Genomic DNA, 16,068 nt, shown 5'->3' on the forward strand with positions numbered 1-16,068 from the left:
CTGCCCGTCAGGCGTCCAGGCCGCGCAGCACCAGCGGGAGGCGGGTGACGGCGCCGTCGACCACCCGGACCGGGACGCCCCAGTCCTGCCGGGTCAGGTGGCAGGCCGCGTGCTCCACGTCGGCGTCGCAGGTCGCGGCCTGCGCGGTCACCTGGAGCACGCCCTCCTCCACCGCGCCGTTGACCACCAGCCGCCGGGACAGGTCGGTGCCGGTGCCCGCACCCTCCACCAGCAGCTCCGGCGGCGACGCCGAGACCACCAGCCGGGTCGACGGGCCGTACGTCTCGTCGAGCTTCTGCCCTGGTGCCGGGGTGAAGATGACGTCCAGGGTGACCTCGCCGGCCGCCAGGTCGGTCGGCTTCCGCTCGGTGCGGTGCCGGGGACCGTCGACGGTGCTGGCGCCCGCGGCGGTGAGCGCGCCGGGCGCGAGCCGGGTCAGCCGGTGGGCGGCCGACTCCACGACCAGCACGTCGCCGTCCGGCGTGACCACCAGGTCGCTCGGCTCGGCGAGCCCGTCGGCGACCGTGCCGACCGCGTCGGTCTCCGGGTCGTAGCGGCGGACCGCGCCGTTGTACGTGTCGGCGATCAGCACCGAGCCGTCGGGCAGCGCGCACACCCCCAACGGGTGCTGGAGCAGCGCCTCCGCCGCCGGCCCGTCGACGTGTCCGAAGTCGAAGAGCCCCTGGCCGACGGCGGTGCCCATGACCCCGTTCTCCACGTACCGGACGGCGCTGGTCTCGCTGTCGGCCACCCACAGCCGGGAGCCGTCGGCCGACACCGACAGGCCGGAGGGCTGGGCCATCCACGCCTCGGGCAGCGGGCCGTCCTTCAGCGCCTCCACCGTGGTGCCCGCGTACATGCCGGCCGTGCGCTTCACCGGATCGAACCACCAGAGCTGGTGGATACCCGCCATCGCGATCACCACCTTGTCGTCGTACCAGGCCAGGTCCCAGGGGGAGGACAGGTCGACGGAGAGGGCGTCGTGCGCGTGGTCGTCGACCGTGGAGCGCCACTGCCGGCCGGTGCCGGCGACGGTCACCACCTCGCCGGTCGCCAGGCGGACGCCGCGCAGCAGATGGTTGACCGTGTCGGCGACCACCAGGTCGTAGCCGGCGACCTCGGCGACGTGCGCGGGCAGCAGGCAGAGCCCCTGTGGCTCGGAGAAGGTGGCCGCGGCGGCGGGCCCGTCGGCCCGGCCGCGCTCGCCGGTGCCGATCCGCCGGAGCAGCGTCTCGCCGTCGGGTGCCAGCTCGGCGAGCGAGTGCTGGGCCGAGTCCGACACCAGCAGGTTCCCGTCGTCGAGTACGACGGCCTTGCCGGGGAAGCGCAGCGTGGTCTCCGGCTCGGCGGGCGGCACGTACGGGCCCTCGCCCCGGTGCAGCGTGCCCTTGGCCTCGTGGGTGGCGATCAGGTCGTCGATCAGCCGGGACAGTCCCTCGGCGTGACCCTCGCCGGCCATCGTGGCCACCACGTAACCCTCGGGGTCGATCACCGCCAGGGTCGGCCAGGCACGGGCGGCGTACTGCTGCCACATGTCGAGCTCGGGGTCGTCGAGCACTGGATGGTGCACCCCGTACCGCTCGACGGCGGCGGCCAGGGCGTCCGCGTCCTTCTCGTGCTCGAACTTCGGCGAGTGCACGCCGATGACGACGAGCACGTCGCCGTACTTCTGCTCCAGCGGGCGCAGCTCGTCGAGCACGTGCAGACAGTTGATGCAGCAGAACGTCCAAAAATCCGCAATCACGATCTTTCCGCGCAGATCGGACAGCGTCAGGTCCCGCCCACCGGTGTTCAGCCAGCCCCGGCCGCGCAGCTCGGGGGCTCGTACTCGTGCGCTCATGACCCCATCGTGCCCGACCACCGGCTCCGGACCGGCCCGAGGGGGCGGACGATCTCCGTGGCGCGCGTCATCCCGGCGACCGCCGACCCCGGCCGGACGGACGACGGCGGGGCCACGGATCGACCGTGGCCCCGCCGTTTCGTCGCGTCGGGTCAGGCTGCCGGCTTGAGGCAGAGCACCCGGTTCGTGCCCTCGCCCGGGAGCACGACGTGCGGCTGCGCCGGGTCGGCGCACTTCGCCGGGGCGTCCACCTTCGACACGACGGTGAACGCACCCGCCTCCCCGCATTCGGCGGCGGTCGCGCCGCTGCCGGCCTGCTTGACGCAACTGCCCACCGGCGGGTCGAAGGCCGGGGCCTCGTCGCCGCCGATCTTCCCGAGCAGCTTGAGCAGGCCCAGCGGGATCGCCAGGATCAGCACGGCGGCGACCAGCACGGCGGCCAGCACCCGTCCGTTGCGGACCTTCGGGACGGGCGCGTCGGCGGCCGGCTCGGCGATCGGCTTGAACGAGTCGAAGCGGCCCTGGTCCGCCTCCTGGCCGGTCGGGCCCCCCTGGTCCCATGACGGCGCGGCCTGCTGCGGCACCGTCGGGAACGCGGGCGAGAAGGCCGGCTCGGGCGGAGGCGGGAAGCCGGAGCCGTTGACAGAGGCGGCACCGGCGGCCGGAGCACCGAACTGGTCCGCGGGCCGGTCCCCGCCGTGGGGCCGTACGCCGTTCATCGGCCGGTCGTGGGCCGGCGCGTCGGCGAAGGTCGGCATGCCCGGCGGGAACGGCGGCGGCGGTGCCGGCGAGGCCGGGACGGCCGGTGCGGCGCCCGCGAAGGCGGCCGGACCGACGGGCCGGTCCCGGTCGTCGGCGCCGCGCCCGAAGCCGTTGTCCGGGCCGTAACCGTTGTCGGGGCCGAAGCCGTTGTCGGGGCCGTAACCGTTGTTTGGGCCGAAGCCGTTGTCCGGGCCGTGCTCGGGCCGGGCCTCCGGCCCGAATCGGTGCGGGACCTGGTCAGCCTGGTGGCCGTTCACCGGCTCCGCGTCCTCGGTGGACTCCGGGCGGGCCGGACGGCCGTACACGCGAGGCTGCGGCGCGGGCGTCGTCGGACGCAGGGCCTGGTCCGTCGGGGGCATGACGCGGCTGGCCAGCGGCACCGAGGCGCTCCCCGACACGGCCCCGCTGGCACCGCCGGTCGGCACCGAGGCCGAGGCGCGGCCCGTGGACTCGGGGGACGTACGCGGGGCGGGAACCACCGGGGCGGCCGCCGACTCGTCATGCCGGGCGGCCGGAGCCCAGTCCTGCTGCTCGCCCTCGTACGCCGGGGTCCCGGCGTCCCGGCCGGACTGCTCCGGAGCGAACTGTGGAGCCGCGTAGTCGGCCGGCGGGGCGGCGGCCAGGCTGGCGCCGGGCACGCGCTGCTCCTGCGGGGGCAGCGGGACGGCGTTCGCCGGCGAGATCCCCGGCCCGGGGGCGGGCTGGTAGGCCGGCGGCTCGTCCGCCCGCGCCGGCTCCCGCACGTCGAGCTCGGAGCGGCCCCACGCCTCGCCCGGTGACCACGGCTCGACCTCCGGAGCGGCGGGCCGCTGCGCGGGCACCCAGGGCTGCGGCGCACCCTCGGCGGACACCGAGGCGCTGGCCCGCGCCGGGGGCGTCGAGGTCGGCTCGGCCGGCTGCCAGCCGGCGTCGGCGGCGGCCGGCGCGGCGGCACGCGCCGCCCAGCCGCCCGACGACTGCTCGTCGTGACCCGCCCAGGCGTCGCTCGGACGCGGCTCACCCGACGTGTCCCGGTCACCGGCGGCCGCCCAGTCGGTCTGCGGCCGGTCGTCCTGGGTGCTGGCCGTCCAGCCGCCGGACCGGACGGGGTCGTCCTCCTGGTGCCGCCGGTCGTCCGGCGCCGCCACGTCGGCGGCCCAGCCGCCGGAGTACGTGGCGTCCTGCTGTGCGGCCGGCCAGCCGGACGCGTCCGGAGTGGACTGCCCCGCCGCGTCGGCGGGGCGGTCGGGCTCTGGCCAGGACTGTGGCGCGGCGGGCACCTGCGCTGCGCCGCGCGCTGCGGGGGCCCAGGCCGGTGCCGCCGGGTCCGCCGCCCAGGCGGGCTGCTCCGGCTGCGTGCCGGTGGCGTCGGCCTGCGGCGCACCCCATTCGGGCTGCTGCGGCCGGTCGTCCTGGGTGGCGGTGCCGGTCGCCCATCCACCGGAGGAGAACTGGTCGGGCTGGGTGCCGGGGTGCCAGCCGCCCGATCGGGCCGGGTCGGGGTGGGCGGTGCCGGTGCTCCAGCCGGTGGCCGCCTCGGGCTGGCCGGGCACCGGGTGGGCCGGGGCGTCCTGGGCGGGCCAGGCCTGCGGCACCTGCGCCGCGCCGCGGGCCGCCGGGTTGGGCTGCCCCCAGGCGGGTGCGGGCGGCTCGGCCTGGGCCCACGCCGGTGCCTCGGGGGTCTCGGGCCGGGTGGCCTGGTCGGTCTGTGCGCGCCACTGGGGAGCACCGCCGTCGGGTGCCCACGCGCCCGGGGTGGACTGTTCGCTCTGCTGCGGTACCTGGGCGGCGGCGGCCCAGGCGGGGGTCGGCGGTGCCTCGTTCGGCCAGGCGGACGCCGCCGGATTCGGCTGCGCGGGCGGCGGGGGCGCCCACCCGAGGTCGGGGTTGCCGACGGCGTACCCGTTGTCCTGCTGCGCCGGCCGGTCGCCGTACGGCGTCGGTCCACCAGCGCCCGGCGACGCCTCGTCCGGCTGCTGGCCGGGGTGGTGCGTGCCCTCGGACGTCATGCGTGCGCCTCCTCCATCACCTGTCGGCCGCCGGCGCCGCGTGCGCGGCACGGCGACCGGCGTCGCCGGTGGGTACCGGCCGTGCCGGCTCCCCGCACCGTATCCGGTCGCCCTGAAGGGGGCATCGGGGAGCACTGGCCGTCACTCCGCGTCGCTGGACCGTGTCGATCGGCTTCTATCGGAACCGACCTGCCCGACGGGCGGGCGACGACCGGACCCCACCGTACCGGGCGCCGGGGTGATGGGGGAATCCCGGTGCCAGCCGGTGTGCGGAGGCCGACCGGCGGGCCCGCGCGAACGTCGACGGCCCGCCCGGGTGAACCGGGCGGGCCGTCGGCTGAGGAGGCGAGGAACGTCGGGGAGCGTCAGTGCATGTGACGCTGGGCGATGGCGAGGATCTCGTCGCGGACCGCGGGCGAGTTGGCCGAGCGCAGCGCGCGCTCGATGGCGCGGGCGCGGCGGTTGGCGTCGCGGCGGGTGCGGATTCGCTCGATCATGCTCATGGGTCTCTCCATCCTGGCTATTCGGTTGTTGGCCCCTGGTGACTCCTATTGAACCCCTTCGTGCCCAAGATTTCCATCGATTAGTAGGTGAGCTGAGACACTTGCCTAACAATCGAAGGCAAGAACCCGGTTGACACCGACGTTCCGTCGTCCAACGGAAACGGCCGGTGTGCCGGGCGTTCACCCGTGGCACACCGGCCGTCCATCGGTCAGCCGAAGCGGACCGGTCAGGTCCAGGCGAGCAGCGCCGCCTCCGGATCGGCGAGGAAGTCTCCGATGTCCCGGAGGAACTTCGACCCGAGCTCCCCGTCGATGATCCGGTGGTCGAACGACAGGCCGAGCGTGGTGACCTGGCGCGGACGCACCTTGCCCTTGTGCACCCACGGCATCTCGCGCACCGCACCGAACGCCAGGATCGCCGACTCGCCCGGCGGCAGGATCGGCGTACCGGTGTCCACCCCGAACACACCGACGTTGGTGATGGTCAGGGTGCCGCCGGACATGTCCGCCGGGGAGGTCTTCCCCGCCTTGGCCGTCTGCACGAGGTCGGTCAGCGCGTCCGCCAGCTCCCGCAGGGTGAGCCGACCGGCGTCCTTGATGTTCGGCACGATCAGGCCGCGCTCGGTGGCCGCCGCGATGCCCAGGTTGACGTACTCCTTGACCACGATCTCGTCGCCGGCCCAGGTCGAGTTGACCATCGGGTGGCGCTTGACCGCCAGCAGCACGGCCTTGGCGACCAGCAGCAGCGGCGAGACGCGGACGTCGCGCCACTCCCGCCGGCTGCGGAGCCGGTCCAGCGCCTTCATGGCCCGGGTGACGTCGACGGTCAGGAACTCCGTCACGTGCGGCGCGGTGAACGCCGAGCGGGACATGTTCTCCGCCGTCAGCTTCCGGACCCCCTTGACCGGGATCCGCTGCTCGCGGTCGGCGCCGAAGCTCGCCGCCGCGGTCGCCGTCGCCGCCACCGTCAGCGGCTCGGCCGCCGTGGTGCCGCTCGCCGCCCGCTGGACGTCCTCCCGGGTGATCGAGCCGAGCGGGCCCGAGCCGGTCAGCGTCGACAGGTCGACACCGAGGTCCTTGGCGAGCTTGCGTACCGGGGGCTTGGCCAGCACCGGACCACCGGGGGTCGCGGCGCCGTGCCCGTTGCGGTCGGCCGCCGGCGGCGTGACCACCGGCGCGGGGGCCGGGGCCGGCCGGACCGGCGCCGCCTGGGCCTGCGCCGGGACCTCGCCCTTGCGCGGGCGGCGCTTCGCGGCGGTGGTACGCGGGCCGTAGCCCACGAGCACCGCCGTCCGGCCACCCGGAGCGGGGCCACCGATCAGGCCCGGCTCGACCGCGCCCTCGGCGGGGGCCACCTCGACCGCCGCCAGCGACGCCGCCGACGGGGTGGGCAGGTCGCCACCCGGCGCGCCGCTGGTGGACGGCGTGTCCACCGGGCCGGCGCCCGGGTCGGTGTCGATCGCGATGATCGGCGTACCGACCTCGACGGTCGTGCCCTCCCCGTGGAAGATCGCCTGCACCTTGCCGGCCCACTTCGCCGGGATCTCGACGGCCGCCTTGGCGGTCTCGACCTCGACGATCGGCTGGTTCAGCTCGATCGTGTCGCCGACCTTGACCAGCCAGGTGAGAATCTCGCCCTCGGTCAGGCCCTCGCCCAGGTCGGGAAGATTGAACTCCTTGATCCGCGACATGCCGCTCACCAGCCGAAGGTGCGGTCGACGGCGTCGAGCACCCGGTCGAGGTCCGGCAGGTACTCCTCCTCCACCCGGGCGGCCGGGTAGGGGGTGTCGAAGCCGGTCACCCGCAGCACCGGGGACTCCAGGGAGTAGAAGCACTCCTCGGTGATCCGGGCCGCGAGCTCGGCGCCCATGCCCAGGTTGCCCGGGGCCTCGTGCACCACGACGGCGCGGCCGGTGCGCTTCACCGACTCGTAGACCACGCCGAGGTCGAGCGGCGAGAGCGTACGCAGGTCGATGACCTCCAGCTCCCGGCCGTCCTCGGCGGCGGCGGTCGCCGCGTCCAGGCAGGTACGCACCATCGGCCCGTACGCCAGCAGGGTGACGTCGGTGCCGGGCCGCGCCACCCGGGCGGCGTGCAGCGGGTACGCGTCGGCGAGCGGCGCGTCGACGTCGACCGGCCCCTTCTCCCAGTAGCGGCGCTTGGGCTCCAGGAACACGATCGGGTCGTCGGAGGCGACGGCCTGCTGGATCATCACGTACGCGTCCTGCGGGTTGGCGCAGGAGACGACCTTGAGGCCGGCGGTGTGCGCGAAGTACGCCTCCGGCGACTCGGAGTGGTGCTCGACCGCGCCGATGCCGCCGCCGAACGGGATGCGGATCACCATCGGGATCCGCAGCTTGCCGCGCGAGCGGTAGTGCATCTTCGCCACCTGCGACACGATCTGGTCGTACGCCGGGTAGACGAAGCCGTCGAACTGGATCTCGCAGACCGGCCGGTAGCCCCGGATGGCCAGGCCGATCGCGGTGCCGATGATGCCGGACTCGGCGAGCGGGGTGTCGATCACCCGCTGGTCGCCGAAGTCCTTCTGCAGCCCGTCGGTGATCCGGAAGACGCCGCCGAGCTTGCCGACGTCCTCGCCCATGATGACGACCTTCGGGTCGTTCTCCAGGGCCTTGCGCAGGCCGACGTTGAGGGCCTTGCCGAGGGTGAGCGTCTCCGTGGCCATCAGTGCGCGCTCCCCTCGAACGACTCCAGGTACTTGCTGAACTGCTCCCGCTGCTCGTCGAGGAGCGGGGACCCGTTGGGGTAGACGTGGTCGAACAGGGTGGTCGGCTCCGGGTTCGGCATCGCGAGCACCCGCTCCCGCAGGTGCACCGACTCGCGGCGGGCCTGCTCGTCGACCTCGGCGAAGAAGTCGGCGCCGGCGATCTGCTGCTTGTCCAGGAAGGCCTTCATCCGCGCGATCGGGTCCTTGGCCTGCCACGCCTCGACCTCGCTGGCGATCCGGTAGCGGGTCGGGTCGTCGGAGGTGGTGTGCGCCCCCATCCGGTACGTGTACGCCTCGATCAGGCTCGGGCCCTGCCCGTGCCGGGCGTTGTCCAGCGCGTGCCGGGTCACCGCGTAGGTGGCGAGCACGTCGTTGCCGTCCACCCGGACGCCGGGGAAGCCGAAGCCGGCGGCCCGCTGGTAGAGCGGGATGCGGGTCTGCCGCTCCAGCGGCTCCGAGATGGCGTACTGGTTGTTCTGGCAGAAGAAGACGAGCGGCGCGTTGAAGACGCCGGCCCAGACGAACGACTCGTTCACGTCACCCTGGCTGGTGGCGCCGTCGCCGAAGTAGGCGATCACCGCCTCGCCGTCGTCGGTGCCCGTCTTGCCGTCCATGGCGACACCCATGGCGTACCCGGTCGCGTGCAGGGTCTGCGCCCCGATCACGATCGTGTACATGTTGAACTTGAACTCGTTCGGGTCCCAGCCGCCCTGGTCGACGCCGCGGAACAGGCCCAGCGGCATGATCGGGTCGATGCCCCGGCAGTAGAGGACGCCGTGCTCCCGGTAGGTCGGGAAGGCCATGTCCTGCGTACGCAGCGCCCGGCCGGACCCGACCTGCGCCGCCTCCTGGCCGAGGAGGCTCGCCCAGATGCCCAGCTCGCCCTGCCGCTGCAGGGCGGTCGCCTCGGCGTCCAGCTTCCGCACCAGCACCAGGTCGCGGTAGAGGCCGCGGTACTCCTCGTCGGTGAAGTCCACGCGGTACTCGGTGCCGTCCGGCCCGGTCACGCTGTCGATGCGCTCACCCTCCGGGGTGAGCAGCTGTACCAGCTCGGGGTCGCCGGTCGCGCCTTTCCTGGACCGGGGTGCGGCCCGTCGGCCGCCTCTGGTGACCCCGGGGTCGCCCTTTGCCATCCGTCTCTCCCTGTCGTGTCTGCGTCGGCACCGGGGGGTCACCCGGCAACGCGCAACTCCTGCGCCTGTCCGGCTGGTGCCGGACCGGTTCCTGGCGGCCGCGCCTAGCCCCGGTGGGGGTTGCCACGCGGCGTGAGCCGGATCCAGGGGAGTGGATCCGGTTCGGGAGCGCCGGCGCCCAGCCATGCCGTCCGCGGGGGTGCGCGGCGGCCCCGGCTGCGTTGCCGTCGTGGTCCATATTCGCATCACACGTGAGCGCGCCCACAGTCCGGCCGGCCCGCACCTCACCCCCGGTCCGCTTCGTTACACGGATTGCCGAGTGTCTGCTCCATCGACGCACCGCCTTTCCGGTGATGGTTTGTCACCGTTCAGGCACATACGCGTGTCGACACGCTGTAACGGGTTGGCTAACTGAGCGTGACTGAGCCAGGGTGGGGGACGCGGGATCGCCGCGCCGCTCCCGGGTGGCCGCGGTCGCCCGCCGGCTGAGGGGACGACGAGGAGGATGTGCGGTGTCCGAGCCAGGTGACGCTCCAGGGCCGCCGGTCTACGGCCGGCGCCGCTCGGGTACGGGCTACCGCCCGATCGTCGGTGCCCACCGAGCGCCCGCCGGTGGAGGGCCGTCCCGGGGCTACCTGTTCACCGTGGCACTGCTCGCCGGCACCGCCTCCATGCCGATCCTCGCCGCGATCAGCACCGGCTCGGCCACCGTCGGCAGCACCGCCCTGCCCGACGCCGGCACCCCGTTCATCCCCACCCCGTCCGTGGGTCCGGTGGTGATCCCGCTGCCGGCGGCCAGCCAGCCCGGCGTCGTGCCACCACCCACCCCGACGCCCGCCGTGGACGTCCCGAACGCCCCGACCTGGCGTTCCGTCAAGGCCCCGGGGCGCCGTCCCGCCCCGCGGCCCGCCCAGGGTGGTCTCGCCGGCCCCGTACCGGCCCCCGCACCGCCACCCCCGCCGGGCACGACACCGTCCCCGGCTCCGCCGTCGCCGACCCCCACGCCGAGCCCGACGCCCGGTCCGACGGAGAGCCCGACACCGACCGACAGTCCGACCGCGTCGGTGGGAGCGACGAACAGCCGGCCACCGTCGGAGCCGACGCCCAGCGACGAACCGGCCGAGCCCACCGCGACCGGTGAACCCCCGGAGCCCGAGCCGACGGGCGAGCCGTCCGGACCGCTGGCCACCGGTCGGCCGGAGCCGACGGCCGTCCCGACCCCGACGGGTGCTCCCCCGGCGGATCCCGCCGGCACGTCGTCACCCACCGCCCCGGCGCTGACCAGCGCGCCGCCGCCGGTCCCGGTCGACACGACCCCGCCGGGCGCCGGCTCGACCGCCGTACCCGAGCCGGGCAGGTCGTCGCGGTCGCCGGCCGGCACGACGGCGACCACCGAGGGCCGGTGAACCCGGGCCGCCGACGTGCCGACCGGGCGCGGGACGGCAGCGGCGCCGCCCCGGGCGGCGCGGGCCGCACCGGCCCGGCCGGGGCGACCCGAGGGATCCGGCTGGCGCGGGCGGTCACCGAGCTGACCGCGCCCGCGGTCCTGGTCTCGGTCCTCACCGTCGTGGTCGCCTGGCACGGCGCCCGGGGCGGGGTCGACGGCCTGGCGTGGGGTCTGCTCGCCACCGTGTTCGTCAGCGGCATCCCGTTCGCGTACATCGTCGGCGGGGTTCGCCGGGGCCGGCTCACCGACCACCACGTCGGGGTCCGGGAGCAGCGCCGGGTCCCGCTGCTGTTCGGGCTCGGCTCGGTGGCCGCGGGCCTCCCCCTGCTCGCGGTGCTCGGTGCGCCGCGCCCGGTGCTCGGCCTGGCCGCCGCCGGGCTGGTCGGGCTGGTGATCGCGGTGTCGGTCAGCCACTGGTGGAAGATGTCCATCCACTCGGCCGTCGCCGCCGGCGCGGTGGTCGTCCTGGTGCTCACCTTCGGGACGCGGATGCTGGTCACCGCACCGCTGCCGGCTCTGGTCGGCTGGTCCCGGGTGCGGCTGCGGGACCACACCGTGCCGCAGGTGGTCGCCGGCGGCGCGCTCGGGGCCCTGGTGGCGGGCCTGGTGTACGGCACCCTCGGTTGACCCGCTCACGCCTGGCAGGGTCTTGATCCACTCCGTGCCGCCGGCATGGCGGCATCGCTGCCGGCCGGATGCCACCATGCCCGCGGCATCGAGTTGATCTCCGGGACTCAGGACAGACCCTAGGCGCCGTCGTCGGTCAGGTGGTGGCGGTTGGCCTCGATCCAGGCGTCCAGCGCGGCCGGGTCGTCCGGGTCGACGCCGTCGGCCAGCAACTGGGCGACCGCCGCGGTCGCCGGGCTGCGCCGCTCACCCGTGGTGTAGAGGCGGGCGAACTCCGGCACCATCTCCTCGATCGCGGCGTCCGTCCGGGCCGCCGCGGTCTCCGGCAGCCCCTTCTTCCGGGCGGCGTACGCGGCCCAGCCGCGCAGCACCCGGGGCAGCAGCGCCGCGTCGTCCATGTCCAGCACGGCCCGCCGGTGCACCCAGTCCAGCAGGAACAGCCCGGCCACCGTCGGGCTCCACCGCAGCGGGTCGGGATCGGTGAAGGTTGCCGCGTGGTCGAGCAGCAGGCCGAGGCAGAAGTGCAGGGACGCGAGCTGCGCACCGTCGACGGTGTCCAGCCCGAACCGGGCGGCCTCCGGTGCGGCGAGGAAGCGCCGGACGAGGTCCGTACGCTCCGCGGCGGTGAGCGGCTCCACCACCCGGACGGGTGCCGGTCGGCCCACCGGCAGCAGCGCCAGCCGGGCACCGACCAGCGCCCGGTCGGTGGCCAGCGACCCCTCGCCGGGCAGCTCGCTCAGGTCGTCGGTGACGGACAGGTGCCGGGTCACCTCGGTGTGCATGCGCGCCGGCTCCTCGTCGCGGAACCAGGTCAGCTCGTCACCGGCGCACATCTGGCGGATCTGGTCCAGGACGCGGGAGGGCGGGCCGCCCACGAAGACGTCCTTGGTGATCCCGATGTTGTGGTCGACGAGCGCCACGAGGGCGTGCTCCGGCCCGCCCGCCGGGTCGTCGTACGCGAACGTCGCCAGGTACGAGGTCTGATCGCCGTACACGTCCCCGTACGACCAGCAGCCGGTCAGGTGGACCCGGCCGAGCTGCCCCGACCAGGCGGGGGCGGCGGCGCCGGGGCGGACCCGGTCGGCTCCCGCCGCGTCCGGCACCAGGGCGGCGAAGACCGACCGGATGGTGGTCGCCGCCGCCGCGCGCCGGCGGGAGGTGGCGGCGAGGAAGTCGCCGACGAACTCGCGGACGGCGTCGTCGCGCCGGGTCTCGGCGACGGCGTACACGCTGCCGAGCAACGCGGCGCCGAGCATCTCGGCGTCCAGGGCGTTGTCGAGCTTGGCCACGTCGCGGGCCGCGTGCAGCACCGCGTCGTAAGGGGTCTGCGGAGTTCCCATCCACCGACCCTACGCCGCGACCGGCTTCCAGGCTGGCCGGAGCGGCGTGGGTACTCCGCGGGTCGGACGCGGCGGTCGCCGGCCCCGGCCCGCGCCCGGTCAGTAGCGGGCGGCCTCCGCCAGAGCCCGACGGGCCTCGGCGTACGACGCCAGCACGGCGCGCACCGGCGTGAGCACGTACGCCGCCCCGACGTCCGCCACCGCGGCGGTGAGCCGCTGCTCGGCGCGCCGCCGTGCCCGCCGTGCCGCCCACCGGAGCGCCGGCCGGGTCAACGCCGCCACCAGCAGCCCGGCGAGCAGGCCGCCGAGCAGCAGCAGGGTGGGCAGGGGCACCACGCCGACGGACGGGTTGTCCAGCTCCGGCAGCCCGAGGGCGCGCAGCGCGTACCCCAGGGCGAGCCAGCCCAGCCCGACCACCGCCGCGGCCGTGACCAGCCACTGGAGGCCTCCGACGAGCCGCCACCACAGCGGCCGGCTCCCCATGCCGAGGTCGGTGCGGGCGATGGCGCCGTCCAGCGCGTCGGGCAGGTCGGCGAGCCGGGAGCGGGCCGCGGCGGTCACCGCGGCCGGCCAGGACGCCGGCAGGCCCGCGCCGGCTCGGTCGGCCACCGACCGGATGGCCAGCCCGAGCGCCGAACGCTGCGCGGCGGTCGGGTCGGGCACCGAGGTCGCGGCGACCAGGCTCTCCGCCGGGTCCTTGGCGTCGCCGGGAGCGCCCGGCAGGTGCAGGCGGCGCAGCGGATCGGGCCGAAGCCGGCGCCAGCCCCGGACCAGCGGCCAGCCGGTCGCCGCCGCGCCCCGGTGCCGGTACGCCGCCTCGACGGCCTCGGCGACGGCGGCCACCCCGGCGGCGCCGGCGAGGGCCCGGTGCAGCGCGGCGACCGTGGAGTCGTTCAGCCCGGCCGGCTCGCCCGCGTCGACCAGTTCGGTCAGGTCGGTCACCACCGCGTCCAGGTCGCCGCGCAGCCGCCGCAGCGCGGCCTGCCGCTCGGCGACCGTCCGCTCCAACGCCTCCCGTAGCCCGGCGATGCCCTCCGGGTCCACGGCGGCGGTGGCCAGCAGCGGTACGCCGTCGAGGCCGTCCGCGTCGAGCAGTCGGCGCAGGTCGGCGACGACGCGGGGCAGCTCGGCCGGGGGCAGCCGGTCGGCCTGGTTGAGCACGACGAGGGTGACGTCCCGGTGCCGGTGGAACTCGCGCAGGTAGCTCGTGTGGATCACGCGGTCGGCGTACTTCTGCGGGTCGACCACCCAGACGACCAGGTCGACGAGGCCGAGCAGCCGGTCGACCTCGAGCTGGTGGGACCGCTGCACCGAGTCGAAGTCGGGCAGGTCGAGCAGGATGAGCCCGTGCAGGGTCGACTCGTCGTCGCCGTCGAGCACGCTCTCCCGGACGAACCGGTGCCGGGGCAGCACGCCGACCCAGTCCAGCAGCCGGGTGGCGTCGTCGAGCGGCCCCCAGACGCAGGCGTGGGTGACACCGGTGGTCGGCCGGCGCACGCCGACGGGCGACAGCTCCATCCGGGCGAGGGCGTTGAACAGGCTCGACTTGCCGCTGCCGGTGGCACCGGCCAGGGCCACCACGGTGTGGTCGCGGGAGAGCGCGAGCCGGGTGCCGGCCCGCTCGACCAGGGTGTGCGCGGCGACGAGCTGCTTGTCCGGCAGGTGACCGTCGACGAGCGCGAGGAACCGGCTGACCGCCTCCAGCCGGGCGACCAGGGCACCGGCGTCCACCCGCTGCTGACCGCGGAACGCCTCGCGCATCCGCCCGACGATGTTGCTCACCGCGGCCCGTCCTCCTCGGCCGGCGCGTCGGCGGCGAGGCCGCTGCGGCGCCGGGCCAGCTCCACCCGCTCCGCGGCCCGGCGTAGCGTCTCGGCGGTCTCCGGGGCGGGCCGCGCGGCCGCCGTCCGGGTGAGGTAGCGCGCGGCCTCCTCGTCCAGCAGCGTCCGCACCCGCGCGAGCAGGTCCGTCCGGGCCTTGTTGGCCAGCGTACGCACCGCCTGGTCCCCGAAGATGGCCTGGAGCACGGCCTGACCGGCGACCGTCGTGCCGGCGCCGGTGGCGACCTCCAGCCCGGTGGGGATGAAGGCGGTCGACGCGAACACGGCGATCATGACGGCGAGCCCGGTGGCGTTCACCGCGTACGCGGCCGTCCGGGCCACGAAGCGCTTGTCGCCCCCCTCGGCCCGCACCAGCTCCAGCACGCCGCGCTGCCACTCGCGGACCAGCCGTTCGGCGCGCTCCGGCAGGTCGGGTGACGGGTGGGCGAGCTCCGGGTCGAGCAGCGCCGCCCCGGCGGGATGGGCCCGCCACGCGGTGTGCGCGGTCTCCGCCGCGTCCGAGGTGACCCCGCGAAGCAGCGTGACCAGCTGGGACTCGATCGCGACCCGCAGCTCGGCGGCGGGGGCGGGGCGGCCGGTCACCGCGGCGACGATGCGGTCCCGCAGGCGCCCGATGCGTGCTTCGAGCGTGCGGAAGAGCTCGCCGGTGCCCACGAACTCCTGCCAGCGGGCCAGCACCTCGCCGCGCAGCAGCCGCCCGTCGGAGAGCCCCTGCTCCACCGTGCGGTGGGCGTTCCGGTAGGCGGCGGCGACCCGCTCGTCGAGCGCGTCGGCGGTGGCCAGCTGCTCCTCGGCGGCCTCGGCGAGCCCGTCGACGGTCGGGTGGAGTGTCGCGAGCGCGCCGTCGAGGGTCTGCCGGACGACGGCGGCCCGGGCGTCGGCGTCGGCGGCGAGCCGGGCGAACCAGTCGGCGAGCGGCGCGGTGACCTGCTCGGGGAGCAGACCCTGCCCGTCCACCCAGGTCTCCGGGAGGACGAACAGCGGCGCGGAGCCGAGGCCCTGATCGGCGAGCATCTCCGACAGGTGGGCGGCCACCTCGTCGCCCGCCTCCGGCGGCACCCGGTCGAGCACCATGGCGATGACCGTGCCCCGGGCCTGGGCGGTGCGCAGCAGGTCCCAGGGGACGGCGTCGGCGTACCGGGCGGCGGTGGTGACGAAGAGCCAGAGGTCGGCGGCGGCGAGGAGCTGGCCGGCGAGGGCTCGGTTGGCGTCGACCACCGAGTCGATGTCGGGAGCGTCGAGGAAGGCCAGCCCGGGCGGCAGTGCCGGTGCGGTGACCAGGTGCAGGGTGCGAGGGTCCTCGCTGGGGGCGCCGGTGCGGATCAGGCCGGGCAGCAGCTCGCCCTGGCGGAACCAGCTCGAGTCGGCCGGGTTGCACACCAGCACCGGGGAGCGGGTCGTGGGGCGGAGCACCCCGGCGGCGCTCACCCGGGCCTTGACCAGGCTGTTGACCAGGGTCGACTTGCCGGCGCCGGTGGATCCGCCCACCACCACGAGCAGCGGGGCGTCGAGCCGGCGGAGCCGGGGCAGCAGGTAGTCGTCGAGCTGGTCGGTGAGTGCCCGGCCGACCCGGGTGGCAGCCTCGGCCGAGGGCAGCGCGAGCGGGAAGCGCGCCGTACCGATCGCGGCGCGCAGGCCGGTCAGCGCGGCGGGCAGGGTTTCGTCCCCGGTGGTGGCCGGGGCCTCCCCGGCGTCGGTGGAGCCGGTGCGGGCAGCGACGGCGGGCGCGGCGGACTGGGTGGCGGGATCGCCGTGCGTCGTCACCGCTAAAGCGTGCCCGACCGATGCAATGGAAAACAACCGGACGGTAATAACGGGTGGGTTGCGTCGGGTCGGCTCAACCTCGACTTGACGATCAG

The 16,068-nt window shown here is 75.5% G+C and carries 11 protein-coding genes; 2 read left to right on the top strand and 9 right to left on the bottom strand.

Annotated features, from left to right (window positions below; all coding sequences use genetic code 11):
- Positions 1-7: 7 nt before the first annotated feature.
- The 6 genes from HCJ94_RS01535 to pdhA form a co-directional block, all read right to left on the bottom strand.
- A complete protein-coding gene (locus tag HCJ94_RS01535) occupies positions 8-1,840 on the bottom strand; it encodes an NHL domain-containing thioredoxin family protein (protein ID WP_167999121.1) in 1,833 nt (610 codons plus the stop codon).
- A gap of 152 nt (positions 1,841-1,992) precedes the next feature.
- Positions 1,993-4,590 (bottom strand): LppU/SCO3897 family protein, encoded by a 2,598-nt coding sequence (locus HCJ94_RS01540; protein ID WP_167999122.1) that lies wholly within the window; start codon positions 4,588-4,590, stop codon positions 1,993-1,995.
- Between the two features lie 365 nt (positions 4,591-4,955).
- Positions 4,956-5,093 (bottom strand): hypothetical protein, encoded by a 138-nt coding sequence (locus HCJ94_RS01545; protein WP_167999123.1) that lies wholly within the window; start codon positions 5,091-5,093, stop codon positions 4,956-4,958.
- Positions 5,094-5,320: 227 nt separating this feature from the next.
- On the bottom strand, positions 5,321-6,784 hold the full coding sequence (locus tag HCJ94_RS01550) for a dihydrolipoamide acetyltransferase family protein (protein ID WP_167999175.1): 1,464 nt from the start codon (positions 6,782-6,784) through the stop codon (positions 5,321-5,323).
- A gap of 5 nt (positions 6,785-6,789) precedes the next feature.
- Positions 6,790-7,779 (bottom strand): alpha-ketoacid dehydrogenase subunit beta, encoded by a 990-nt coding sequence (locus HCJ94_RS01555; protein ID WP_167999124.1) that lies wholly within the window; start codon positions 7,777-7,779, stop codon positions 6,790-6,792.
- Complete coding sequence (gene pdhA, locus HCJ94_RS01560) at positions 7,779-8,954, bottom strand: pyruvate dehydrogenase (acetyl-transferring) E1 component subunit alpha (protein WP_167999125.1); 1,176 nt, start codon at positions 8,952-8,954, stop codon at positions 7,779-7,781. The genes HCJ94_RS01555 and pdhA overlap by 1 nt, the downstream gene beginning before the upstream one ends.
- Before the next feature lie 512 nt (positions 8,955-9,466).
- Here pdhA and HCJ94_RS01565 point away from each other — a divergent pair.
- Together HCJ94_RS01565 and HCJ94_RS01570 are read left to right on the top strand one after the other, a co-directional pair.
- Positions 9,467-10,360, top strand: coding sequence for a hypothetical protein (locus HCJ94_RS01565; protein ID WP_167999126.1), 894 nt, complete (start codon positions 9,467-9,469; stop codon positions 10,358-10,360).
- Positions 10,357-11,028, top strand: coding sequence for a phosphatase PAP2 family protein (locus HCJ94_RS01570; RefSeq protein WP_373684177.1), 672 nt, complete (start codon positions 10,357-10,359; stop codon positions 11,026-11,028). The genes HCJ94_RS01565 and HCJ94_RS01570 overlap by 4 nt, the downstream gene beginning before the upstream one ends.
- Positions 11,029-11,147: 119 nt before the next feature.
- Here the strand turns inward: HCJ94_RS01570 and HCJ94_RS01575 are convergent, their stop codons facing one another.
- From HCJ94_RS01575 to HCJ94_RS01585, 3 genes are all read right to left on the bottom strand, one after another.
- The gene (locus HCJ94_RS01575) at positions 11,148-12,368 is read right to left on the bottom strand and encodes a hypothetical protein (RefSeq protein WP_167999127.1); all 1,221 of its coding nucleotides are present in this window, start codon (positions 12,366-12,368) and stop codon (positions 11,148-11,150) included.
- Positions 12,369-12,467: 99 nt separating this feature from the next.
- Positions 12,468-14,129 (bottom strand): GTPase, encoded by a 1,662-nt coding sequence (locus tag HCJ94_RS01580; protein WP_167999177.1) that lies wholly within the window; start codon positions 14,127-14,129, stop codon positions 12,468-12,470.
- Between the two features lie 17 nt (positions 14,130-14,146).
- The gene (locus tag HCJ94_RS01585; protein ID WP_167999128.1) at positions 14,147-15,973 is read right to left on the bottom strand and encodes a GTPase family protein; all 1,827 of its coding nucleotides are present in this window, start codon (positions 15,971-15,973) and stop codon (positions 14,147-14,149) included.
- Positions 15,974-16,068 lie beyond the last annotated feature (95 nt).

The organism is Micromonospora thermarum, from assembly GCF_012034245.1.
In the GTDB taxonomy this organism is placed as follows: domain Bacteria; phylum Actinomycetota; class Actinomycetes; order Mycobacteriales; family Micromonosporaceae; genus Micromonospora; species Micromonospora thermarum.

What these genes read in the sequence shown, in the direction of transcription:
- HCJ94_RS01535 (WP_167999121.1), bottom strand. Translation starts at nt 1,840, where the DNA reads ATGAGCGCACGAGTACGAGCCCCCGAGCTGCGCGGCCGGGGCTGGCTG.
- HCJ94_RS01540 (WP_167999122.1), bottom strand. Translation starts at nt 4,590, where the DNA reads ATGACGTCCGAGGGCACGCACCACCCCGGCCAGCAGCCGGACGAGGCG.
- HCJ94_RS01545 (WP_167999123.1), bottom strand. Translation starts at nt 5,093, where the DNA reads ATGAGCATGATCGAGCGAATCCGCACCCGCCGCGACGCCAACCGCCGC.
- HCJ94_RS01550 (WP_167999175.1), bottom strand. Translation starts at nt 6,784, where the DNA reads ATGTCGCGGATCAAGGAGTTCAATCTTCCCGACCTGGGCGAGGGCCTG.
- HCJ94_RS01555 (WP_167999124.1), bottom strand. Translation starts at nt 7,779, where the DNA reads ATGGCCACGGAGACGCTCACCCTCGGCAAGGCCCTCAACGTCGGCCTG.
- pdhA (WP_167999125.1), bottom strand. Translation starts at nt 8,954, where the DNA reads ATGGCAAAGGGCGACCCCGGGGTCACCAGAGGCGGCCGACGGGCCGCA.
- HCJ94_RS01575 (WP_167999127.1), bottom strand. Translation starts at nt 12,368, where the DNA reads ATGGGAACTCCGCAGACCCCTTACGACGCGGTGCTGCACGCGGCCCGC.
- HCJ94_RS01580 (WP_167999177.1), bottom strand. Translation starts at nt 14,129, where the DNA reads ATGCGCGAGGCGTTCCGCGGTCAGCAGCGGGTGGACGCCGGTGCCCTG.